Annotated in this window: 22 protein-coding genes; 5 read left to right on the top strand and 17 right to left on the bottom strand. The window is 69.3% G+C overall.

Annotated elements, in window-relative coordinates:
- Positions 1–25: 25 nt before the first annotated feature.
- Positions 26–790, top strand: coding sequence for a fumarylacetoacetate hydrolase family protein (locus AC07O4_RS05855; RefSeq protein ID WP_495303982.1), 765 nt, complete (start codon positions 26–28; stop codon positions 788–790).
- On the opposite strand, the gene AC07O4_RS05850 is transcribed toward AC07O4_RS05855, so the two are convergent.
- Positions 739–1,701, bottom strand: a complete 963-nt coding sequence (locus AC07O4_RS05850) for a LysR family transcriptional regulator (RefSeq protein ID WP_495303981.1) — start codon at positions 1,699–1,701, stop codon at positions 739–741. The genes AC07O4_RS05855 and AC07O4_RS05850 overlap by 52 nt on opposite strands.
- Before the next feature lie 90 nt (positions 1,702–1,791).
- Between AC07O4_RS05850 and AC07O4_RS05845 the strand changes: the two genes are divergently transcribed.
- Complete coding sequence (locus AC07O4_RS05845) at positions 1,792–2,988, top strand: MFS transporter (protein WP_495303980.1); 1,197 nt, start codon at positions 1,792–1,794, stop codon at positions 2,986–2,988.
- Here AC07O4_RS05845 and AC07O4_RS05840 read toward each other — a convergent pair.
- Positions 2,952–3,791, bottom strand: a complete 840-nt coding sequence (locus tag AC07O4_RS05840) for a dienelactone hydrolase family protein (RefSeq protein ID WP_495303979.1) — start codon at positions 3,789–3,791, stop codon at positions 2,952–2,954. The genes AC07O4_RS05845 and AC07O4_RS05840 overlap by 37 nt on opposite strands.
- A gap of 156 nt (positions 3,792–3,947) precedes the next feature.
- Here AC07O4_RS05840 and AC07O4_RS05835 point away from each other — a divergent pair, with 156 nt between their 5' ends.
- Together AC07O4_RS05835 and AC07O4_RS05830 are read left to right on the top strand one after the other, a co-directional pair.
- The gene (locus AC07O4_RS05835) at positions 3,948–4,928 is read left to right on the top strand and encodes a GlxA family transcriptional regulator (protein WP_495303978.1); all 981 of its coding nucleotides are present in this window, start codon (positions 3,948–3,950) and stop codon (positions 4,926–4,928) included.
- A gap of 27 nt (positions 4,929–4,955) precedes the next feature.
- Positions 4,956–5,483: a GNAT family N-acetyltransferase gene (locus AC07O4_RS05830; protein ID WP_495303977.1), complete on the top strand. Its 528-nt coding sequence runs from the start codon at positions 4,956–4,958 to the stop codon at positions 5,481–5,483.
- Here AC07O4_RS05830 and AC07O4_RS05825 read toward each other — a convergent pair whose 3' ends face one another.
- Positions 5,484–6,125, bottom strand: coding sequence for an ABC transporter ATP-binding protein (locus tag AC07O4_RS05825; RefSeq protein ID WP_495303976.1), 642 nt, complete (start codon positions 6,123–6,125; stop codon positions 5,484–5,486).
- A gap of 50 nt (positions 6,126–6,175) precedes the next feature.
- Positions 6,176–7,081: a LysR substrate-binding domain-containing protein gene (locus AC07O4_RS05820; RefSeq protein WP_495303975.1), complete on the bottom strand. Its 906-nt coding sequence runs from the start codon at positions 7,079–7,081 to the stop codon at positions 6,176–6,178.
- A 134-nt stretch (positions 7,082–7,215) separates the two neighbouring features.
- On the opposite strand from AC07O4_RS05820, the gene AC07O4_RS05815 reads away from it, so the two are divergent.
- Positions 7,216–7,902 carry an FMN-dependent NADH-azoreductase gene (locus AC07O4_RS05815; protein ID WP_495303974.1) on the top strand — a complete coding sequence of 229 codons (687 nt, stop codon included), beginning with the start codon at positions 7,216–7,218 and terminating at the stop codon, positions 7,900–7,902.
- 33 nt (positions 7,903–7,935) lie between these two features.
- On the opposite strand, the gene AC07O4_RS05810 is transcribed toward AC07O4_RS05815, so the two are convergent.
- The 13 genes from AC07O4_RS05810 to AC07O4_RS05750 form a co-directional block, all read right to left on the bottom strand.
- Positions 7,936–8,841: an SDR family oxidoreductase gene (locus tag AC07O4_RS05810; protein ID WP_062471360.1), complete on the bottom strand. Its 906-nt coding sequence runs from the start codon at positions 8,839–8,841 to the stop codon at positions 7,936–7,938.
- 108 nt (positions 8,842–8,949) lie between these two features.
- On the bottom strand, positions 8,950–9,888 hold the full coding sequence (locus tag AC07O4_RS05805) for a glutathione S-transferase family protein (protein WP_495303973.1): 939 nt from the start codon (positions 9,886–9,888) through the stop codon (positions 8,950–8,952).
- Positions 9,889–9,920: 32 nt separating this feature from the next.
- Positions 9,921–11,561, bottom strand: a complete 1,641-nt coding sequence (locus tag AC07O4_RS05800; protein WP_495303972.1) for an isovaleryl-CoA dehydrogenase — start codon at positions 11,559–11,561, stop codon at positions 9,921–9,923.
- A 31-nt stretch (positions 11,562–11,592) separates the two neighbouring features.
- Positions 11,593–12,609 carry an NADP-dependent oxidoreductase gene (locus tag AC07O4_RS05795; RefSeq protein WP_495303971.1) on the bottom strand — a complete coding sequence of 339 codons (1,017 nt, stop codon included), beginning with the start codon at positions 12,607–12,609 and terminating at the stop codon, positions 11,593–11,595.
- Positions 12,610–12,643: 34 nt separating this feature from the next.
- Positions 12,644–13,114, bottom strand: coding sequence for a PaaI family thioesterase (locus tag AC07O4_RS05790; protein ID WP_082817985.1), 471 nt, complete (start codon positions 13,112–13,114; stop codon positions 12,644–12,646).
- A gap of 1 nt (position 13,115) precedes the next feature.
- The gene (locus AC07O4_RS05785; RefSeq protein ID WP_447744189.1) at positions 13,116–13,916 is read right to left on the bottom strand and encodes an SDR family oxidoreductase; all 801 of its coding nucleotides are present in this window, start codon (positions 13,914–13,916) and stop codon (positions 13,116–13,118) included.
- 70 nt (positions 13,917–13,986) lie between these two features.
- A complete protein-coding gene (locus AC07O4_RS05780; protein ID WP_495303970.1) occupies positions 13,987–15,384 on the bottom strand; it encodes a DUF2252 domain-containing protein in 1,398 nt (465 codons plus the stop codon).
- The gene (locus AC07O4_RS05775) at positions 15,374–15,676 is read right to left on the bottom strand and encodes a Dabb family protein (RefSeq protein ID WP_062471343.1); all 303 of its coding nucleotides are present in this window, start codon (positions 15,674–15,676) and stop codon (positions 15,374–15,376) included. The genes AC07O4_RS05780 and AC07O4_RS05775 overlap by 11 nt, the downstream gene beginning before the upstream one ends.
- A 20-nt stretch (positions 15,677–15,696) precedes the next feature.
- A complete protein-coding gene (locus tag AC07O4_RS05770) occupies positions 15,697–15,936 on the bottom strand; it encodes a hypothetical protein (RefSeq protein WP_495303969.1) in 240 nt (79 codons plus the stop codon).
- A gap of 2 nt (positions 15,937–15,938) precedes the next feature.
- Positions 15,939–17,792: an acyl-CoA dehydrogenase gene (locus tag AC07O4_RS05765; RefSeq protein ID WP_495303968.1), complete on the bottom strand. Its 1,854-nt coding sequence runs from the start codon at positions 17,790–17,792 to the stop codon at positions 15,939–15,941.
- Positions 17,793–17,810: 18 nt separating this feature from the next.
- On the bottom strand, positions 17,811–18,302 hold the full coding sequence (locus tag AC07O4_RS05760) for a PaaI family thioesterase (RefSeq protein WP_495303967.1): 492 nt from the start codon (positions 18,300–18,302) through the stop codon (positions 17,811–17,813).
- Between the two features lie 2 nt (positions 18,303–18,304).
- A complete protein-coding gene (locus AC07O4_RS05755) occupies positions 18,305–19,480 on the bottom strand; it encodes an acetyl-CoA C-acyltransferase (RefSeq protein ID WP_495265702.1) in 1,176 nt (391 codons plus the stop codon).
- A 49-nt stretch (positions 19,481–19,529) separates the two neighbouring features.
- The gene (locus AC07O4_RS05750) at positions 19,530–21,005 is read right to left on the bottom strand and encodes a M20 family peptidase (protein WP_495303966.1); all 1,476 of its coding nucleotides are present in this window, start codon (positions 21,003–21,005) and stop codon (positions 19,530–19,532) included.
- Positions 21,006–21,019: the final 14 nt, after the last annotated feature.

Raw genomic sequence — 21,019 nt, 5'->3', positions numbered from 1 at the left:
AAGAGAAACTGAGAAGATCCCAAAAATGACGCCCGACCAAAAAGCCCTCACCGAAGCCCTCATCGCCGCACGCCAAGCCAACCGCACGCTCGACGCCACCCCCTGGACCGACGCCCTGCAAGACGCACCTCAAGCGTACGAAGTGCAAGACGCCGTAGCCGCAGCCCTCGGCTGGTTCGACGGCGTCCCGAAGACATGGAAGTCCGGCGGCGGCTCCCGCAGCGCCACGCTCACGCACGCCCCGCTGCCCCCGTCCGGCGTGCGCCAAAGCCCCGCCAACTTCAGCGACCTCACATTCCACACCCCCGGCATCGAGGCCGAGATTGCATTGAGACTCGGCCAGGACGTCACGCCCGCCCAAGCCGCCGCGCTCGACCACGACAACTCGGCAGCCCTCATCGACGCCATGGCCGTCTCCGTCGAAATCGTCGATGCCCGCTGGCAAGACCTGGCCGCCACGCCCGCCCTGCTGCGCCTGGCCGACTCGCAGGTCCACGGCGCACTCGTGCTCGGCGACTGGCAACCGTACGCCGCCGTCGACTGGGCCTCGCAGCGCTGCGAAACGAAGATCGGCGATGCAGAAACGGTGGTGCGCGAAGGCACGCATCCGCTGGCCGACCCGGCCTGGCTGCTGCCGATCTGGCTGCGCCACCTCACGCGCCACGGCCAGACCGTGCCCGCCGGCACCGTCGTCACCACCGGCTCGTGGGTCGGCGTGCTGCCCTGCCACCGCGGCGATCAGGTGACGGCCGAATTCCCCGGCATCGGCGCCGTGCGCTTGAGCGTGTAACGCCCGCCGCCCACGCCCGAGCACGCCACCAGGAAGTCGAGCACCGCCCGCACCCGCGCGGGCAGCGTGCCGGCCTTGCCGATGTACACCGCGTGGATCGGCTCGATCTCGCCCGGGTTGAACTCCTCGAGCAGCGGCACCAGCCGGCCGGCATCGATGTCGTGCTGGATGTGATACAGCGACAAGCGCGCCACACCCGCCCCCGCAATCGCCAGCTGCCGCAGCGTCTCGCCGTCGCCCGCGCGCACCGGCCCCGCCACCGACAGCATCACCATGCGGCCGTCGACACGCAACGGCCAGTCGGGCGTGTTGCGCCGGTAACTCCAGCCCAGCCGGTTGTGCGCCTCCAGCTCCTGCGGCGTGCGCGGCGTGCCGTATTTCGCCAGGTAGTCCGGCGCGGCCACAATGGCCTGGCTGGTTTCGCCCAGACGTCGCGCCACCAGGTCGGACGACGGCAACTGGCCCCAGCGGATCGCGATGTCGGCGCGCTCGTCCATCAGGTCGACGATGCGGTCGGTCAGCGCAATGTCGAGCGTGATCTGCGGATGCATCTCGAGCAGGCGCGGCACCAGCGGCACCAGCTTGTGGTGCCCGAAGGACACGCTGGCGTTGATGCTCACACGCCCGCGCGGCGCCGCGCCGGCCGCGGCGCAACGCTCGGCCTCGTCCATGTCGGCCAGCACGCGCGTGCTGCGCTCGTAGAAATGCAGCCCCTCGGGCGTGAGCTGCAGCTTGCGCGTGGAACGGTGCACCAGCTGGATGCCCAGGCGCAGCTCGAGCCGCGCCACCAGCTTGCTGACGGCCGAGGGTGTCATGTCCAGCAGCCGCGCCGCCGCCGAGAAACCGCCCGCCTCCACCACCTGCACGAAGGCCTCCATTTCACCGGAGCGGTTGACGTCGATGCGCGGCATGGCCTTCCTTTTCTGTGACTTGAATTCACAAGTGCATGTACTGGCGGCATTCTAGTCATCGAGGCCAATCGTCCGCACAGTACAGGCATCATGCCCATCGCTCTCCTTGCCCTCACCGCCGGTGCCTTCGGAATAGGCACCACCGAATTCGTCATCATGGGCCTGCTCCTGCAGGTATCGACGGATCTGCACGTCTCCATCACGGCCGCCGGCCTGCTGATCTCGGGCTACGCGCTCGGGGTCTCGGTCGGCGCGCCCGTGCTCACCATTGCGACCCGCAAGCTGCCGCGCAAGACCGTGCTGCTCGCGCTGATGGCGATCTTCACGCTCGGCAACCTCGCCTGTGCGCTCGCGCCCAACTACGAAATGCTGATGGCCGCGCGCGTCATCACCTCGCTGGCGCACGGCACCTTCTTCGGTGTCGGCTCGGTGGTCGCCACCGGCCTCGTGGCGCCCGAGCGCCGCGCCTCGGCCATCGCGATCATGTTCACCGGCCTCACCGCCGCCACGCTGCTGGGCGTGCCGGCCGGCGCGTGGCTGGGCCTGCAGCTGGGCTGGCGCTCGACCTTCTGGGCGGTGACGCTGATCGGCGTGCTGGCCTTCGTGGTGCTCGCGGCCTTCGTGCCCCGCATGAAGGGCGAGGCCAAGCCGGCCCCGCTGCGCGAAGAGATCGCCGTGCTCGCCCGCCCGCAGGTGCTGCTGGGCTTGGCGATGACGGTGCTCGGTTTTGCCGGCGTGTTCGTGGTCTACACCTACATCCAGCCGCTGCTGACGCAGGTCACCGGCCTCTCGGAATCGGCCGTGTCGCCGGTCCTGCTGGTGTTCGGCGGCGGCCTGGCCGTCGGCAACATCCTGGGCGGCAAGCTGGCCGACCGCGCACCGATGGCCGCCGTGCTCGGCACGCTGGTGGCGCTGGCCGTGGTGCTCGGCGCGATGCAGTTCACCATCGGCACGCCGTTCACCGCGGTGGTGTTCGTCGGACTGCTCGGCGTGGCCTCGTTCGCCACTGTGGCGCCGATGCAGCTGCGCGTGCTCGAGAAGGCTTCGGGCGCGGGCCAGAACCTCGCCTCGAGCCTGAACATCGCGGCCTTCAACCTCGGCAACGCACTCGGTGCCTGGGTCGGCGGCGTGACGATCGACCACGGCCCGGGGCTGCATGCGCTGGGCTGGGTGGCCGCGCTGCTCACGCTCGTGGGCCTGGCGATCGCGCTGTGGAGCCGCGCGCTCGACCGCCGCGCACAGAAGACCGGTCAGCTGCCGGCCGACGGCGCCTCGGCACGGGCCTGATCCTGCACCCCCAGGCGGCGCGCGAAGAACGAAAGGATCTCGTCGCGCGCTGCAATCGTCGGCTGGCCGGCCTCGTCGATCAGGTGCGCCGTCACCACGCTGTGCGGGCTCGCGACCACCTGCGAGAAGAACGACGGCAGGTCGCGTGTGTTGGCCGCGCTGTCGGGCAGCACGCGGGCCACGAAGCGGTCGCCCAGTGCCTTTGCATACGCCGCGAAACGCTGGGCCCGGCAGAAGCGGTCGCCCTCGAAGCGGTAGGCCATCACGGTCAGGTCCTCGCGCTCCAGGCGCTGGCGCACCTGGGCGATCTCTTCCTGCGAAATCTCGATGCCGCCGGGGTTGTCCAGCGGCAGCGACGGCTGCGACAGCACGGGCGCCAGCACCGCCGGCTCCAGCATCATGGTGAGCGCGAAGTTGCCGGTGAAGCACATGCCGATGGCGCCCACGCCCGGCCCGCCGCACTCCGCATGCGCCAGCCGCGCCAGCGCACGCAGCCATTGCGTCACCGGGCTCGAGGCGTTGCCCGCGAAGGCGCGGAACTCGGCGCTCACGCAGGCGCGCTGGAACACGGCCTTGCCCTCTTCCGCATCCGGCAGCGCGCCGTCGCGGCCGAACATCGACGGCATGTAGACCGTGAAGCCGGCCTCGCGCACCCAGCGGGCGAAACGCGCCACCTGCGGGCTGATGCCCGGCATCTCGGTCATCACGATCACGGCCGGGCCGGAGCCGGCGACGTAGACCGCCTTGGTGGCGCCGTCGAGCGTGATCTCGCGGCGGGTGAAGTCGTCGAGCGGGTCGGTCATGGCAAGGCCCCCTGGGCGTGCAGGTGGGCGCCGAGAGGAGCAAGGGCAAGGATGTGGGACACGAGGGCACTTTCGGTGTTGCGACGATGCCCATTGCACCCGAGCACGCACTAGACTGCCAGTGTCCATTCAGACGCCTATCGGGCGTTTTCTGCCATGCACGATTTCACCGTTCTCGTCCTCCCGGGCAGCTTCGCCACCAGCACCGCCGTCACGCTCGACGTGCTGGCGGCCGCCGCCACGCTCGCGCCGCGCCACCAGATGCCCCGCCCCACCTGGCGCGTGGTGTCGCCCGATGGCGGCTGCGTGCCGCTGAGCAACGGCCTGCAGATCGACACCCTCGCCATGCCCCGCCGCGCGCGCGCCGACGGCTCGACGTGGATCGTGCCCGGCCTCGGCGTCGACAAGCCGGCCGACCTCGCACTGCGCCTGACCGACGACCACGCCCGCGCCGCCATCGATGCGGTGCGGCGCCATGCCGCACGCGGCGGCGCGGTCGCGGCCTCGTGCTCGGCCGTGTTCCTGCTGCAGGCGGCCGGCCTGCTGGCGCAGCGCCGCGTCACCACCTCGTGGTGGCTGGCACCCGAGCTGCGCCGGCTCGAACCGGCCTGCCACGTCGATGCCGACCGCATGGTCTGCGCCGACGGGCCGGTGAGCACGGCGGGCGCGGCCTTTGCGCAGTCGGACCTCATGCTGCACCTGCTGCGCACGCGCTTCGGCCCCGCGCTGGCCGAGGCCGTGAGCAAGGTGCTGCTGATCGACGGCCGCCAGGCGCAGGCCCCGTTCGTCGTGCCCTCGATGCTGTCCAACGGCAACGAGCTGGTCGCGCGGCTCACGCGGCGCATCGAGGCCGCGCTGCCCACGCCGCCCAGCGTGGCTGCGCTGGCCGAAGAGTTCGCGATGTCGCAGCGCACGCTGGCCCGGCGCGTGCGCGCCGCCACCGGCCTGGGGGCGCTGGCGCTGGTGCAGAGCGTGCGGCTGAACCGCGCGCGCCTGCTCATCGAGAGCAGCCGCATGACCATCGAGCAGGTCGCGGCGCAGGTCGGCTACGAAGACGCCACGGCGCTGCGGCGGCTGATGCGCAAGTCGGCCGGAGCACCGCCGAGCCGGTTCCGGTCGGCGCTGCAGTCGGCGTGACGCGCTTGCCGCAGAATGCGCCGCACCATGAACCGTCCGCCTGTCACCCTTCGCCCCGCCACCGCAGCCGACGCGCACACGCTCGCCGCGCTGGCGATTCAGGTCTGGCTCGACACCTATGCCACCGACGGCGTGAACGACGTGCTCGGGCGCTACGTGCTGTCGACCTTCACGCCGGCAGCGTTCGCTGCGTGGTCGGAATCGCCCCATGTCGCGCTGCGCGTGGCGCAGGTCGGCGACCAGCTCGTGGGCTATGCGCTGCTGCAGTTCGGCGCCGCGCAGCCGCTGGTGCCGGGCTGCGACACCGAGCTGCGCACGCTCTATGTGCAGTCACCTTTCCAGCGCAGCGGCGTCGGGTCGATGCTGCTGCGCGAAGCCCGCACCGCCGCCCACGCACGCACGGGCAGCGACGGCCTGTGGCTCGCGGTGTACGCGAAGAACCCGCGCGCCGTCGCGTTCTACGAAAAGCAAGGCTTGGTCGCGATGGGGCTCACGCAGTTCATGCTCGGCGGAAAGCCGCACGACAACCACGTGATGGCGACACCGCGCCGCTGATCAGACCAGCGGCAGCTCGATGCAGGCGGCCAGCGGCACCTCCGTGACGCGCTCGCTGCTCGCCACGACCACCGCCCGCCCCGGCTGCGCAATGCGCCGTTCGATGGCCCGCCACAGGCCGTGGATCGAACGCGCATCGAGCGCACCCACCGGATCGTCCAGCAGCACCACGGGCCGTCCCGACGCGAGCGCGGCGGCCAGCCCGACCTTGCGGCGCGAGCCGGTCGACAGCATGAACATCTGCTTTTCCAGGTGCGGCACGAGAGAGAAGGCCTCGACGAGGCGCTGCCACTCGGCCTTGTCGAACCCCGCATCGCCCTCGCCCAGCAAGGCCGTGCAGGCCTGCACGCTGAGCGCGTCGAAGGCTTCCGACGCCGGTTCGCAGAAGAAGACCTGGCGTCGGTAGGCCGCGGGTTCGGCGTCGAGCGCCACGTCGGCCGCGCGCAGTTGCCCGGCCGATGCGGGCTGCTGCCCCGCCAGCACGCGCAGCAAGGTCGACTTGCCGCTGCCGGTGTCGCCGTACAGCAGCGTGACGCCCTCGCCCACAGTGGCAGACCAGCCCTTGGCCAGCGCGGGCTGGTCGGGGTAGGCGAAGTGCAGGTTCTGGATCTGCAGGAGGGAAGAAGTCGGGGAAGTTCGCATGAGAAGGGGGAACGAAACGGCGATGGACGCGATTGTGTCGCTGCCGTGATTCAGACCCCGCCGGCGTCCAGCGGCGACAGCCCCTTCACCCAATCAAACACCGCCGCCACGTTCGGATCGTCGCGCCGCGCCTGCGGGCACACCAGGTAGAACGGCGAGCCCTGCAGCACCGGTCCGAAGGGCTGCACCAGGTTGCCCGCGCGCAGTTCGTCCGCGATGAGCGCCAGGCCCATCAGCGCCACGCCCTGCCCCTGCAGCGCGGCCGAGACGGTGTGGGTTTCGTCGGAGAACACCGGGCCGGCCGTCACGTCCAGGCCGGGCACCTGGGCCACCTGCTGCCATGCGGCCCAGGTGCCGGGCTGGGTCTTGCTGTTCGGCACCGCGAAATGCAGCAGCGTGTGCTTCACGAGGTCGGCCGGGCGGCGCAGCTTGAGTGCGGGACTGCAGGCCGGCGCGAAGACCGTGTCGAACAGCTTCTCGGCCACGAGGCCCGGCCACTGTCCCTTGCCGTAGCGGATGGCGACGTCGGCCGTGAGGCCGTCCAGCGGCACGGCGTCGTGCGAGGCGTGGATGCGCAGGTCGAGCCGTGGGTGTGCCGCGCGCAGCGCCCCCACGCGCGGCAGCAGCCAGCGCGCGGCGACGGCGGGCGTGGTCGACAGCGTGATGGCGCTGCGCTCGGGCGGCGCACGCAGGCGTGCCACCGCCTGCGCCATGGCAGCGAACGAATCGCTCAGCACCGCCTGCAGCTCGCGGCCCTGCGGCGTCAGCACGAGCTGGCGCGGCTGGCGTACGAACAGCGCCACGCCCAGCGACTCTTCGAGCTGGCGCACCTGGTGGCTGATGGCCGTGGGCGTGACCGACAGCTCGTTCGCCGCGAGCTTGGCGCTGCAATGGCGCGCGGCGGCCTCGAAGGCGCGCAGCGAGGCCAGCGGAGGCAGGGAATGCAGGAGGGCCATGGCGTGCTGATAGATGAATTGAGTTTTCTGCAGCGAGAAAAATTCGTCGTTTGTCCGGCCACGGATGCTTCGATAGATTGGGAACTGTGTCAAGCAGACAGCTGAATTCCCTTCATCCAACCGAGGACCACGCCATGACCACCACCACCCTGCTCCACATCGATGCCAGCCCCCGTTCCGGCCGTTCGGGCGCCGTCGTCCACGGCTCGCATTCGCGCCGCCTGAGCCACCACTTCGTCAGCACCTGGCAGGCGGCCCGCCCGCAGGACGAGGTGATCTACCGTGACTTCGGCATCGCGCCGCCGCAGGCGGTCACCGGCGACTGGATCCACAGCGCCTACACGCCCGCCGAAGCGCGCGAGCCCTGGATGCACGAGGTGCTGACCGAGAGCGACGCCTTCATTGCCGAGCTGCGCCGCGCCGACGTGATCGTGATGGGCACGCCCATGTACAACTACAGCGCCCCGGCCACCGTGAAGGCATGGATCGACAACATCGTGCGGGTCGGCGAGACCTTCGACATGGACCCGAGCCTGGACTACCCCTACGTGCCGCTGCTGGCCGAGCGCCCGCGCCGCACCGTGCTGCTCACCGCGCATGGCAGCAGCGGCTTCGGGCCCGGCGGGATGCAGGCGCATCTGAACTTCCTGGTGCCGGGCGTGAAGGCCGCGCTGGGCCTGCTCGGGCTGCACGAGGTGCACGACATCGCGGTCGAGCATGCGGAAGACCGCGGCGACCTGCTGGAGCGTTCGATGGCCGAGGCGCTGTCGGGCATCGAGCAACTGGTGCGCGACCTGCAGGCGAAGGTGCAGGCCGGCTGAAGGCGGCCCGCGAGGGGCCGCCTCAGGAAGGGATCAGGCGGAGCGCAGCTGCTCGCGCAGCTTCTGGCCGATCTCGGGGCGCTCGAGGAACGGGTCGGCCGGGTTGGTGATCGACACGATGTTCTCCATGCGGCTCTTCACGTTGCCCAGCGCCTTGGGGTGGCTGAACACGTAGAACTGGTTGTCGCTGATGGCCTCGAACACCTTGTGCGCCACTTCGGCGGCCGTGATCTTGCCGCTGCTCACCGCCTTGTTGCTCATGGCCTGGCCGATGAGCTGGCTCTTGGTGAGCTCGGTGTCCTTCGGTGCGTTCGGGCGGTTGCGCTCGCTGCTCGTGATGCCGGTGGGCACGAAGTACGGGCACAGCAGGCTGGCGCCGATCTGGTCGGTGACCAGGTTCAGGTCCTGGTACATGGTTTCGGTCAGGCTCACGACGGCGGCCTTGGCCGCGTTGTAGATGCCCATGTTGGGCGGCGTGAGCAGGCCGGCCATGCTGGCGGTGTTGGTGATGTGGCCGCGGTAGCTCGGGTCCTTGGCGGCGGCCTCGAGCATCATCGGCGTGAACAGGCGCACGCCGTGGATCACGCCCCACAGGTCGACGCCCAGCACCCATTCCCAGTCGGCCACGGTGTTTTCCCACACCAGGCCACCGGCGCCGACGCCGGCGTTGTTGAACACGAAGTGCGGGGCGCCGAAACGCTCCTTGACGGCCGCGGCCAGCGCTTCCATCTGGGCCGCGTCGGACACGTCGACCTTGCGCGCCAGCACCTGGACGCCCAGGGCCTCCATCTCGGCCTTGGCCTTGTCGAGTGCGTCCTGCTGCACGTCGACCAGCACGAGGTTCATGCCGCGGGCGGCGCCGATGCGCGCGCATTCGAGGCCGAAGCCCGAGCCTGCGCCGGTGAGTACGGCGGTCTTGCCCTTGAAGTCCTGGATCATTTGCCGGTGTCCTTGTCTCTGACGTTGAAGCGGAAGCCGCTATTGAAATACGGAACGCGCGCCGGCGCAGTCACGAAGGTGCCCGTCGCACGCGCGATCTTTCGCTCATCAGGCCTCTGCTTTCTTCAACACATACCCGATGCGCGGAAAGTGCACATGCACCGTGCCCGTGCGCTCGCTGCTGCGCTCCAGCGTGTAGTGGGTGCGCGTCGCGGCCACCAGCGTGCCCGCCGTCTCTTCGAGGCCGAAGCTCTCGGCGCGGATGGTGACGGCGCTGCCCAGCGCAATGCCGTGGTCGTCCTGGAAGGTGCTGTCGGTCAGCAGCGTGTGCGGCGTGGCGGCCTTGGCGACGGCGATGGCCTCGTCGCTGGAGAACTTCGACGAGGTGCCGTGGCCGATGGCCGCCATGCGGTCCATCCAGTCGAGCACCGCAGGCGTCAGGTCGAGGATGCCCTTCACCGCCTCGATGCGGCGCGTGTACCACAGCGGGTGGTAGGCCGAAAAGTCGGCGATGCACGGCACTTCGCCCAGCAGGAAAGGCTTGTCGTCGAGCATGTCGGACAGGCGGCGCAAGTACGACTTGTAGGCGCCGGTGGCGTCGGCCGGGCGCAGGCGCGTCATGTTGCCGGCGCTCATCTTGCCGCGGTCTTCGCCGAAGGCCTTGATGGCTTCGGGCGGCGCCTTGGCGAACACCTCGGCGGCGCCCTTGGGCTGCAGGCTCCAGGCCATCGCGGCCCAGAACAGCGAGGTGTCGGCCCACTGCGCGAGGATGCGCGACATGCCCTTCTCGGGCTGCGGGTAGAGCGTGGGCTCGGGCTGCAGGTGCTCCAGCACGTCGGCGATGAGCGCGCTGTCGCAGTACATGTCGGCGCCGATCTGCAGGAACGGCGTCTTGCGGTAGCCGCCGGTGAGCACTTCCACATCGGGCTTGGGCATGATCGGCGGAATGAAGACCGACTTCCACGGCAGCTGCTTCGCGCCGAGGATCGTGCGCACCTTTTCCGAGAACGGCGAGGTGGTGTAGTGGTGGAGGATGAGGTCGGCCATGGTGTCTTTCGTGGAGGTGTTCTTGTCAGGGTTCAGCGCGGCTGCGCGCGCTGGATGATCGAATCGAAATCGGTGCCCGCGCCCAGCGTACCGAAGGCCTGGCCCCAGTCGCCGCCCAGGCGCGAGGCGCAGAAGGCATCGGCCACGGCGGCGGGCGCGGTCTGCACCAGCAAGGCGGCCTGCACGGCCAACGCCACGTCCTGCGCGAGGCGGCGTGCCTCGGTCTCGGAGGCCATGGCCTCGATGCGTGCGGGCAAGGCGTCGGCCAGGCGGTCGAGGGCGGCCTGCTGGCCGCGCGCGGGGGCCAGCTCGTGCGCCAGCGCGGCCACGGCGTCGCCCTTGCGCAGGCCGCGCAGCAGGTCGAGCGCCATGATGTTGCCGGCGCCCTCCCAGATGGAGTTGAGCGGCATCTCGCGGTAGATGCGCGCGAGGATGCCCTCGCCGCCCTCTTCCACGTAGCCGTTGCCGCCCAGGCACTCCATGGCCTCCTGCGCGAAGTGGCTGCCGCGCTTGCAGATCCAGAACTTGGCGACCGGCGTGAGCAGGCGCGCCATCAGGTTCTCGTGCGCGTCGGCCTGGCGGTCGAAGGCCCGCGCGAGGCGAATGGCCAGGGCGGTGGCGGCTTCGCTTTCGAGCGCGAGGTCGGCCAGCACGTTCTTCATGAGCGGCTGTTCGACCAGCGGCTTGCCGAAGGCCTGGCGCTGCGCCGTGTGGTTCAGCGCGATGCCCAGCGCCTGGCGCATGAGGCCGCTGGTGCCGAGCGAGCAGTCGAGCCGCGTCATCGTGCCCATCTCGAGGATCTGCGGAATGCCGCGGCCTTCCTCGCCCACCAGCCAGGCGCTGGCGCCGTGGAACTCGACCTCGGAGCTGGCGTTGGCCTTGTTGCCGAGCTTGTCCTTCAGGCGCTGGATGTGGATGGCATTGCGCGAACCATCGGGCAGCACGCGCGGTAGGAAGAAGCACGACAGCCCGGCCGGCGCCTGCGCGAGGATGAGGAAGGCGTCGCACATCGGCGCCGAGAAGAACCACTTGTGGCCGGTGATCGCGTAGCGCTCGCCCCAGGCGTCGCTGCCGTCGCGCACGGCCTGCGTGGTGTTGGCCCGCACGTCGGAGCCGCCCTGCTTCTCGGTCATGCCCATGCCCATGGTCACGCCGGGCTTGTCGTGCAGCGGCTTCAGGGTGGGGTCGTACCAGAGGCTGGCGAGCTTCGGGCCCCAGTCGGCATGCACGCCTGCGTTGCCGCGCAAGGCGGGCGTGACGGCGTAGGTCATCGAGATCGGGCACAGGATGGACGGCTCCAGCTCGGTGAAGAGCATGAAGCCCGCCGCGCGCAGCACGTGCGGCGAGGCGGACGTGCCGGTCCACGGCGTGCCGTGCAGGCCCGCACCCACCGCGGCGGTCATCAGCGCGTGGTAGCTCGGATGGAACTCCACTTCGTCGATGCGACGGCCGAAGCGGTCGTGCGTGTGGAGTTCGGGCGTGTGGATGTTGGCCAGCCGCGCATGCGTCTGCATGGCGGCCGAGCCGAGGGTGGCGCCCAGCTCGTGCAGCTGCGTGGTCTGCAGCGCGGGCGCGTTGAACTTCAGCGCATCGCGCAGGGAGCGGTGGGTGTCGAAGAGGTTGTAGTCGACCAGCGGCGTGGGCTGGTTGAAGACCTCGTGCGTCATGTCCATGTCCGGCCTCCTTGCCGTGCGTTTCAAAGCATCAAATGAGCTTCACCAGTTGCTTGCCGAAATTCTTGCCCTTGAGCAAACCCAGGAAGGCCTCAGGGGCAGCTTCGATGCCCTGCGCGATCGACTCGCGCGGCTTGAGCTTGCCCGTGCCCACCAGCGTGCCGAGTTCGGTCAGCGCCTCGGGCCACACTTCCATGTGCTCGCTGACGATGAAGCCCTCGATCTTCAGGCGGTTGATGAGGATCAGCGCGGGGTTTGCGAGCGGCAGCGGCGCACCGTCGTAGCCCGCGATCATTCCGCACAGCGCCACGCGCGCGAACGCGTTGGTGCGCAGCAGCACGGCGTCGAAGATGTAGCCGCCGACATTCTCGAAGTAGCCGTCGATGCCGTTCGGGCAGGCTTCCTTGAGCGCGGCGCTCATGGTCTTCACGTCGGGGTGCTGGCGGTAGTCGATGCAGGCGTCGAAGCCGAGCTCGTCGGTCACGTACTTGCACTTGTCAGGGCCGCCCGCGATGCCGACCACGCGGCAGCCGCGCGCCTTGGCCAGCGCGCCGAAGGCACTGCCCACGGCGCCGCTGGCGGCGGTGATGACCACGGTTTCACCGGCCTTGGGCGCGATGATCTTCACGAGGCCATACCAGGCCGTCACGCCGGGCATGCCCACGGCGCCGAGGTAGTGCGACAGCGGCACGTGCCTGGTGTCGACCTTCTTCAGCGCGCCGGGCTGCGAGCCATCGACGACGCTGTATTCCTGCCAGCCGCCGAAGCCGACGACCTTGTCGCCCACGGCGTACTTGGGGTGCTTGCTCTCGACCACTTCGCCGACCGTGCCGCCCTGCATCACCTGGCCCAGCGGCTGGGGTTGCGCGTAGCTCTTGGCGTCGTTCATGCGGCCGCGCATGTACGGGTCGAGGCTCATGAAGTGGTGGCGCACCAGCACCTGGTTGTCCTGCAGCGCGGGCGTCTCGGTGGTCACGAGCTTGAAGTTGCTCGCCACGGCTTCGCCGTCGGGGCGGTTATCGAGAATCTGTTGCTTGTTGGTCGGCATGGAAGTCTCCGGAATGGGGGTGTCGGTTGGTCGGTCAGTCGGTGGATGGCGGGCGCATCGCGTTCGCGCTCGCGGGGCCGGTCGGCAGCCGGCGCTTCACGTACTTGAAGGTGCCGGTGGCATGGGCGCACACGCGCTCCTGCTCGTCGTAGATCTTGGCTTCGGTGAAAGCCAGCGTCGCGGTGCGATGCAGCAGCGTGCCGCGTGCGTGCAGCGGGCCGACCGACGGCTGCATGAAGCTGGTCTTCATCTCGATGGTGACCACGCCGGTCTCGGGCGCCACGCTGCGCGCGGCGGCCGCCATGGCGATGTCGAGCAGCGTCATGCAGGCGCCGCCGTGCGTCACGTCGAAGGTGTTCAGGTGCTCGGGCTTGGCGGTGTAGATGATCTCGGACTGGCCGTCCTCGAACTTCGTGAGCTCGAAGCCGAGGTGGCGCGCGAACGGAATCTGGCTCGTGTACGAGCGGATGTTGATGTCGCTGGACTTTTCAGGCGAATCGGACATGTCAGGCCGCACCCAGCACCACGCTCACGCCGCCATCGACCGCGACCCACTGGCCGGTGATGTGCTTGCCGGCATCGCTCGCGTACAGCAGCGTCAGGCCCTTCAGGTCTTCGTCGTCGCCCAGGCGGCCCAGCGGCGCCGAGGCGGCCATGTGCTCTTCGCCCAGCGTCTTGATCAGGCCGGCCGCCATCTTCGTCATGAAGAAGCCCGGGCAGATCGCGTTGACGTTGATGTTGTACTTGCCCCATTCGGCGGCCAGCGTCTTCGTGAAGCCGATCACCGCGGTCTTCGAGGTGTTGTAGGCCAGTGTCTGCATGCCGGGCGGGTTGCCGTTCAGGCCCGCGATCGAGGCGATGTTGATGATGCGCCCGCGCTTCTTCGGGATCATGTAGCCGTTGGCGATCTGCTGCGCCAGGATGAAGTAGCCGCGCACGTTGAGGTTCATCACCTTGTCCCAGGCCTCGACGGGGTGGCTCTCGGCCGGCGAACCCCAGCTGGCGCCGGCATTGTTGATGAGGATGTCGACGCCGCCCATGCGCTGCAGGGTCTCGTCGGCCAGGCGGCGGGTGTCTTCTTCCTTGGAGCAGTCGGCGGCGATCCAGCGCGCGTCGATGCCGGCGGCCTGCAGCTCGGCGGCGGCCTGTTCCAGGTCGTCGGCCTTGCGCGAACTCAGCATGATCTTCGCGCCGGCTTCGCCCAGCGCATGGGCCATCTGCAGGCCCAGGCCGCGCGAGCCGCCGGTGATGAGCGCCGTCTGACCCGTGAGGTCGAACAGCTGTTGGGTGGTGCGGGGCTTCGTCATGTCGGTGTCTCCGGTGTGGATGATGAAAGAAGAGGGTTGCGTTGGCTGTGAAGGCGGTGGCTTCGGGCCGTCAGGACGCGGTGTCGTCGGCCTCGACGGCGGCGGCCTTGCCGGCGGCCACGGCTTTTTTCAGCCGGCGCCAGTCGGCCTGGTTCACGTCGGCATAGCCTTCGGCGAAATCGGCGAGCGCTGTGTTGAAGCTCCTGGAGCGCCCCAGGTAGCCGTCGATGGCCCAGGCGTCGCCGCCCTTGGCATGCGCGCGGGCCAGGCTGTAGCCGCAGGCCTCGGCGAACTCGAGCAGGTCGACCGGCTTGAAGTCCTCGAGCTTGTAGGAGGCCTTCATGTCGCGCAGCTGCCGCACGTAGAAGCCGCGCCCGCCCGGTCCCTGGGCCCAGCCCAGGAAGACGTCGCTGGCGGCCTGGGCCAGCCGCTGGCCCCGCACCACGCGCTGGCCCGGCGACGCCGTGACCGGTGCCGCGCCCAGCGGGGCTTCGAGCACCGACTCGCCGGCCTCCTTGCACTGCAGGAACAGCGGGTGCGCGCGGTCGGCCACGAGCAGCAGCAGGAAGCAGCGCCGGCCGACCGAGCCGACGCCGGGCGTGAGCACCGCGACGTCGTGCAGCTCGTAGCGGTCGAACAGCCGCTGGCGCTCGGGCGGCAGGCTGGCGCGGTACTGCGCCAGGAAGGCCGGCAGCCCGGCGCGGAAGCGCTTGATTTCACGCGCCGTTGCGCGGGCGTCGTGGTACACGAACGGCGGCTGGTCGCGGATCATGAGGCGGCCGTCCACCGTCTCGGTTGCGCTGTCGGCGAACACGCGCGAGGTGCTGCGGCGCGCCTTCTTGATGACCGCGAGCTCGGTCGCGTCTTCGGCGCCGAGCTTCAGCAGGGTTTGCGAGGTGAGCCGCGCGTACCAGGCCTCCAGCGTGTCCATGCGTGCGAAGGCCCGCATGCGGTCGCGGTAGGCCTCGGCCAGCTGCTGCACGGCCTCGCGCCCGATGCGCGGCTTGAAACCCCGGTCGCGCGCGGCCACCACGAACGAGGTGGCCAGCCGGCGCACGTCCCAGTCGAAGGGCCCTTGCAGGGTTTCGTCGAAATCGTTGATGTCGAAGACCAGCGCGCGCTCGGGGCTGGCAAAGAAACCGAAGTTCGCGAGGTGCGCATCGCCGCACAGCTGCGTCGCGATGCCGCTGTGCGGCAGCCTGGCGAGGTCGTTCGCCATCAGGCTGGCGGCGCCGCGGTAGAACGTGAAGGGGCTGGCCAGCATGCGGCCATGGCGCACCGGCACCAGCTCGGGCACGCGGCCGCGGTTGGACGCCTTCAGCCAGCCGAGCGGATCGCGGTCGACCGCGTCGGGCCGGGGCACCTGCGCCCACTGACCGAGCGCACAGCGCTGGCGCTGCGCACGGCCGAACGCCCTCCGCTCGGCCGGTGAGGCCGTGGCGTCGGGCGCGTGGGGTTCAGAGCTCATAGTCCATGCACTGGCGGGCTTCTCGCACGGCGCCGATGAAAGGCTTGAGCGCCACGTGCTGGGGGTGGTCGGCGTAGGCCGCCAGCGCGGCGGCATCGGTGAATTCCGAGTTGAGGATCAGGTCGTAGGTGGCCTCGAGCCCGGGCTGGGCAATGACCACCTCGAAACGGTGCGTGCCGGGCGAGAGCGTCGCGCAGGCATCGAGCAGCGCCTTGGCCTTGAGCAGGTTGGTCGCCTTGTCGGCGCCCTCGGCGTGCTCCTTGAACTTCCACATCACGATGTGCTTGAGCATGGTCGGTCCTTGCCTTGTTCTTACTTGAGCCGCGAACGCACGTAGATGAGCACGACGCCCACCGCGGCGACCACGACGCCGGGCACGGCCATCGACCAGCCCAGCGCGGGCTCGGTGCGGCCCGTGGCGATGCCCAGGATCACGAGGAACAGGCCGCCGTAGATCAGGATCCAGATCCACTTCTCCAGCCACGCATGCGGCTTGGGTGGTTTCGGCGGTTGAGCGGCGGGCGGGGGTGAGTTCGGGGCGGCGTTGGCCATTGTCAGAAAGCGTCCTCGGGCAAAGCGGTACAGGTCGGGTCACGGCTCTCCACCACGTTGAGCCAGGCACCGATTTTCGGCAGCTCGTAGTGGAAGAAATAGTCCGTGGCGCCGATCTTGCCAGCTGTTACCGCCCTCGCCTTCTGTGCGTCGATTTCCAGGGCCCGCAGCGCCACGTCGAGCCAGATCCAGGCCAGCACCGTGTGGCCGAAGGCCTGCATGTAGGGCACGGCGTTGGCCAGCGCGTCGGCCGGGTCGCCGGTGGACCAGGCGGCCTCCGTGGCGCTGCCGATGCGCTGCAGCGCGGCGCCCAGCGCCTTGGCGTGCGGCGCCAGCGCCGGCACCTTGGCGGCGCGGCCGATGGTCTCGGTGACACGGCCGGCCAGCAGTTGCAGGCCGCGGCCCTTTTCCATCAGCACCTTGCGGCCCAGCAGGTCGGCCGCCTGGATGCCGTGCGTGCCCTCGTGGATCATGTTCAGGCGGTTGTCGCGCCAGTACTGCTCCACCGGGAAGTCGCGCGTGTAGCCGTAGCCGCCGTGCACCTGGATCGCCAGCGAATTGGCCTCCAGGCACCACTCGCTGGGCCAGCTCTTGGCGATGGGCGTGAGCACTTCGAGCAGCAGGCGGGCGTCGTCGGCCTGTGCGGCGTCGCCGGTTTTTTGCGTGTCGACCAGGCGGGCGCAGTACAGCTCCAGCGCCAGCGCGCCCTCGCAGTACGCCTTCTGGGCGAGCAGCATGCGGCGCACGTCGGCGTGCTCGATGATGCGCACCTGCGGCGCGGCCGAGTCCTTGACGACGGCGGCGCCGGCCGCTTCGGGCTTCTTCACCAGCCGGCCCTGCGGGCGGCTCTTGGCGTAGTCGAGCGAGGCGTAGTAGCCGGCCATGCCGAGCATGGTGGCGGCGGTGCCGACGCCGATGCGGGCCTCGTTCATCATGTGGAACATGCAGTGCAGGCCCTTGCCGGGCGCGCCGACCAGGTAGCCCACCGCACCGGCCTTGCCGCCGACCGGGTACTTGCCCTCGCCGAAGTTCAGGAGCGTGTTGGTGGTGCCGCGCCAGCCGAGCTTGTGGTTCAGGCCGGCCAGCGCCACGTCGTTGCGCTCACCGGTGAGTTCGCCCTGCGTGTCCACCATGCGCTTGGGCACGATGAACAGCGAAATGCCGCGCGTACCGGGAATGAGCTTGCCGTTCTCGTCGGGGATCTTGGCCAGCACGATGTGCACGATGTTCTCGGTCAGCTCGTGGTCGCCCGCCGAGATCCACATCTTGTTGCCCGTGAGCCGAAAGCGTGGGCCCAGCGGGTCGTTTTGAAAGTCGGCGCCGTCGGGCACGGCGCGCGTGGCCACGTCGCTCAGCGACGAGCCGGCCTGCGGCTCCGACAGGCACATGGTGCCCGCCCAGCGGCCCGAGAATTCATTCCTGGCGAACACCTCTTTCTGCTTCTCGGTGCCGTGCACCATGAGCAGGTTCGCGTTGCCGCTGGTGAGCATGTTCGAGCCGATGCTCACCGAGGCCATCGCGAAGAAGCTGTTGGCCGCGGCCTGCACCGTGTACGGCAGCTGCATGCCGCCGATGTCGTAGTCCTGTGCGGCGCACAGCATGCCGGACTCGACGAAGGCCTTGTGCGCGTCGTGCGTGGCCTGCGGCAGGATGACCTTCTCGCCGTCGAAATGCGGTTCCTGCGTGTCGACGGTGCGGTTGAACGGTGCGTACTTTTCACGCGCGATGCGCTCGCAGGTGTCGAGCACGGCGTCGAAGGTCTCGCGCGAGTGGTCGGCAAAACGCTCGCTCTGGTTGAGCTTCTCGGCGTCGAGCCAGTCGTAGAGCAGAAAGTCGAGGGTGGGACGCAGGCTCATGGTGATGTCTTCTTCAGGCTACGACTTCGCGGGCGACGAAGTCTTCTTCGGGGAATCGGGCAGCTTGGCGATGGTGCCCTGCGCCAGCGCGCAGAGCTTCTCGGTGCCGTCGTCGGCCACCGCCACCACCTCGCAGGTGCACACGGCCTGCGAGCTGCCGGTGTGCACGGCCCGGGCGCGCGCAATCAGCCGCTGGCCGATGGCGGGCCGCACGTAGTTGATCTTGAATTCGGAGGTCACGACCGGCACGCGCAAGGCGCTGCCGCCTGCAAAGGTCAGCGCGTTGTCGGCCATGTAGCTCACGATGCCGCCATGGGCGAAACCGTGCTGCTGCTTCAGCTGCGCGGTGAGCGGCAGCTGGAGCTCGGCATGGCCCGGCGCGAGTGCGTGCAGCTCGGCGCCGATCAGCACGCTGAAGGGCTGCGCGGCCAGCACGCCGCGGCCATACTCAAGGACAGCCAGGACGGCTTCGGGCGAGACCTCCTCCTGGTCATTGCCCAAGCCGGACATGGTTACAGGACCTCGAACACGCCCGCGGCGCCCATGCCGCCGCCGATGCACATCGTGACCACGACCTTCTTGGCGCCGCGGCGCTTGCCTTCGATGAGCGCGTGGCCCGTGAGGCGCTGGCCGCTCACGCCGTAGGGGTGGCCCACGGCGATGGCGCCGCCGTTGACGTTCAGGCGGTCGCCCGGAATGCCCAGCTTGTCGCGGCAGTAGATGACCTGTACGGCGAAGGCTTCGTTCAGCTCCCACAGGTCGATGTCGTTGACCGTGAGGCCCAGGCGCTTGAGCACCTTGGGGATGGCGAAGACCGGGCCGATGCCCATTTCGTCGGGTTCGCAACCGGCCACGGCGAAGCCGAGGAAACGGCCGATGGGCGCCAGGCCCTTCTGCTGCGCGTACTTCTCGTCGACCAGCACGCAGGCGCCGCCGCCGTCGGAGAACTGGCTGGCGTTGCCGGCCGAGATCAGGCCGCCGGGCATGGCCGAGCGGATGCCGCTGATGCCTTCCTTGGTGGTGCCGGGGCGGATGCCTTCATCGTTCTCGATCGTGACTTCCTTGGTGCGCAGGCCCATCACGGGGTCGGCCACGCCAGCCAGCACGGTGATGGGGGCAATTTCTGCCTTGAAGAGGCCCGCTTCGAGCGCGGCGGTGGCGCGCTGCTGGCTCTGTGCGCCGTACTCGTCCATGGCGTCGCGGCCGATGTTGTAGCGCTTGGCGACCTGCTCGGCGGTCTGCAGCATGTTCCAGTAGATCTCGGGCTTGTGCTTCACGAGCCACGGGTCGGCCAGCATGTGCGTGTTGGCCTCGTTCTGCACGCACGAGATGCTCTCGACGCCGCCGGCCACGTAGACGTCGCCCTCGCCCGCGATGATGCGCTGGGCGGCGGTGGCGATGGTCTGCAGGCCCGACGAGCAGAAACGGTTGATGGTCATGCCCGAGGTGGTGACCGGCAGGCCGGCGCGCAGGGCGATCTGACGCGCGATGTTGGAGCCGGTGGCGCCTTCGGGCGTGGCGCAACCCATGATGACGTCGTCGACCGAGGCCGGGTCGATGCCGGCGCGCTGCACCGCGTGCTGCACGGCATGGCCGCCCAGCGTGGCGCCGTGGGTCATGTTGAAGGCACCCTTCCAGCTCTTCGCGAGCGGCGTGCGGGCGGTGGAAACGATGACGGCGCTGGTCATGGTGAGGTCCTTTGAAGATGGAAGGGAAAAGAGGGAGAAGACGGGGTCGTCATTGCGCCGGAGCAGCGTTGGTGTTGCTCAGGAGCTGGTGATAGAAGCCGATCATCTCGCCGTAGTTCGAGATGGCCAGGCGTTCGTTGTTGCCATGGAAGCGCGCCAGGTCCTCGCTCTTCACGCGGAACGGCGAGAAACGGAAGACGGCATCGCTCACGAGGCTGAAGTGGCGGGAATCGGTGGCGGCGGTCATGAGACCGGGCGCCACCACGGCGTCGGGGAAGCTCTGGCGCACGGCCTGCTGGATCGCGCGGTAGCCGGTGCTGTCGGTGGGCGACACCGGCGAGGGCTCCGAGTTGCCGGGGTACGGCTTGACCTTGATGTCGTCGTCGCCCAGCGCCTTGCGCAGATGCGCCTCGACGCTGGCCAGCGTGTCGCCGGGCAGCACGCGGAAGTTGACAGCGGCCTCGGCACGGCCGGGCAGCACGTTGTCCTTGTTGCCGGCACGCACGATGGTCAGCGCGGTGGTCGTGCGCAGCATGGCGTTGCTGCTCGGGCTCTTCTCGAGCTGGCCGCGCACCAGCGGCTCGGTGAGCCACAGGTTCGACAGCATGACGCGGTTGACGCCGCCCATCTCGGGCGCGAGCGCGCCGAACATCTGGCCGGCCACGCCCTGGATGCCGCCGGGCATCGGCGTTGCTTCGAGCCGCGCGAGCGCGGCGCTCATGCGGCCGATGGCGCTCTTTTGCGGCGGCATCGACGAGTGGCCGGGCGCGGTATCGAGCGACAGGAAGAAGGTGCCGTAGCCCTTCTCCGCCAGGCCGATGAGTGCCGCGGGCTTGCTCAGGCCGGGCAGCACGCCGTCGAGCACGAGCAGGCCTTCGTCGAGCACCCAGTCGAGCTTCACGCCGCGCGACTTGAGCAGTTCGGCGATGGGCTGCGCGCCGCGCAGGCCGCTCACCTCTTCGTCGTCGCCCATCACGAGGTAGACCGTCTGCTTGGGCTGGAAGCCGCTGCCGATGAGCAACTCGATGGCTTCCATCTGCGCAAACAGGTTGCCCTTGTTGTCGAGCGTGCCGCGGCCCCAGACGAAGCCGTCCTTGATCTCGCCCGCGAAGGGGTCGACCGACCAGGCCTTTTCGGTGCCGGGCGCGATGGGCACCATGTCCTGGTGCGCCATGAGCGCGATGGGCTTGGCTTGCGCGTCGGTGCCGGTCCAGGTGTAGAGCAAGGCCTTCTGGCCCACCACTTCCTTCTTGAGGGTGGCGTGGACCTTCGGGTACTGCTGCGCCAGGTAGGCGTGCAGCTTGTCGAACTCGGCCAGGTTGGCGGCCGGGTCGTCCAGGCTCGACACCGTGCGGATCGGAATCGCGCCGGCCAGCCGCTTCGCAGCCGCCTGCAGGTCGATCTCGAGCTTCGGTGCGGGCGCCACCGCAAGTTGCTGCGATGGCGTGGTCCAGGTCTTGACCGCCACGGCCGCCACGAGTGCCAGGAGCACCAGCAGCAGCCCGAGGAAGATGCGTTTCAACATGGGCGGTCTTGATC

Source organism: Variovorax sp. GW821-FHT09D04 (assembly GCF_059416405.1).
Note: the sequence above shows the minus strand (reverse complement) of the source record. Positions and strands in the feature narration are given on the sequence as shown.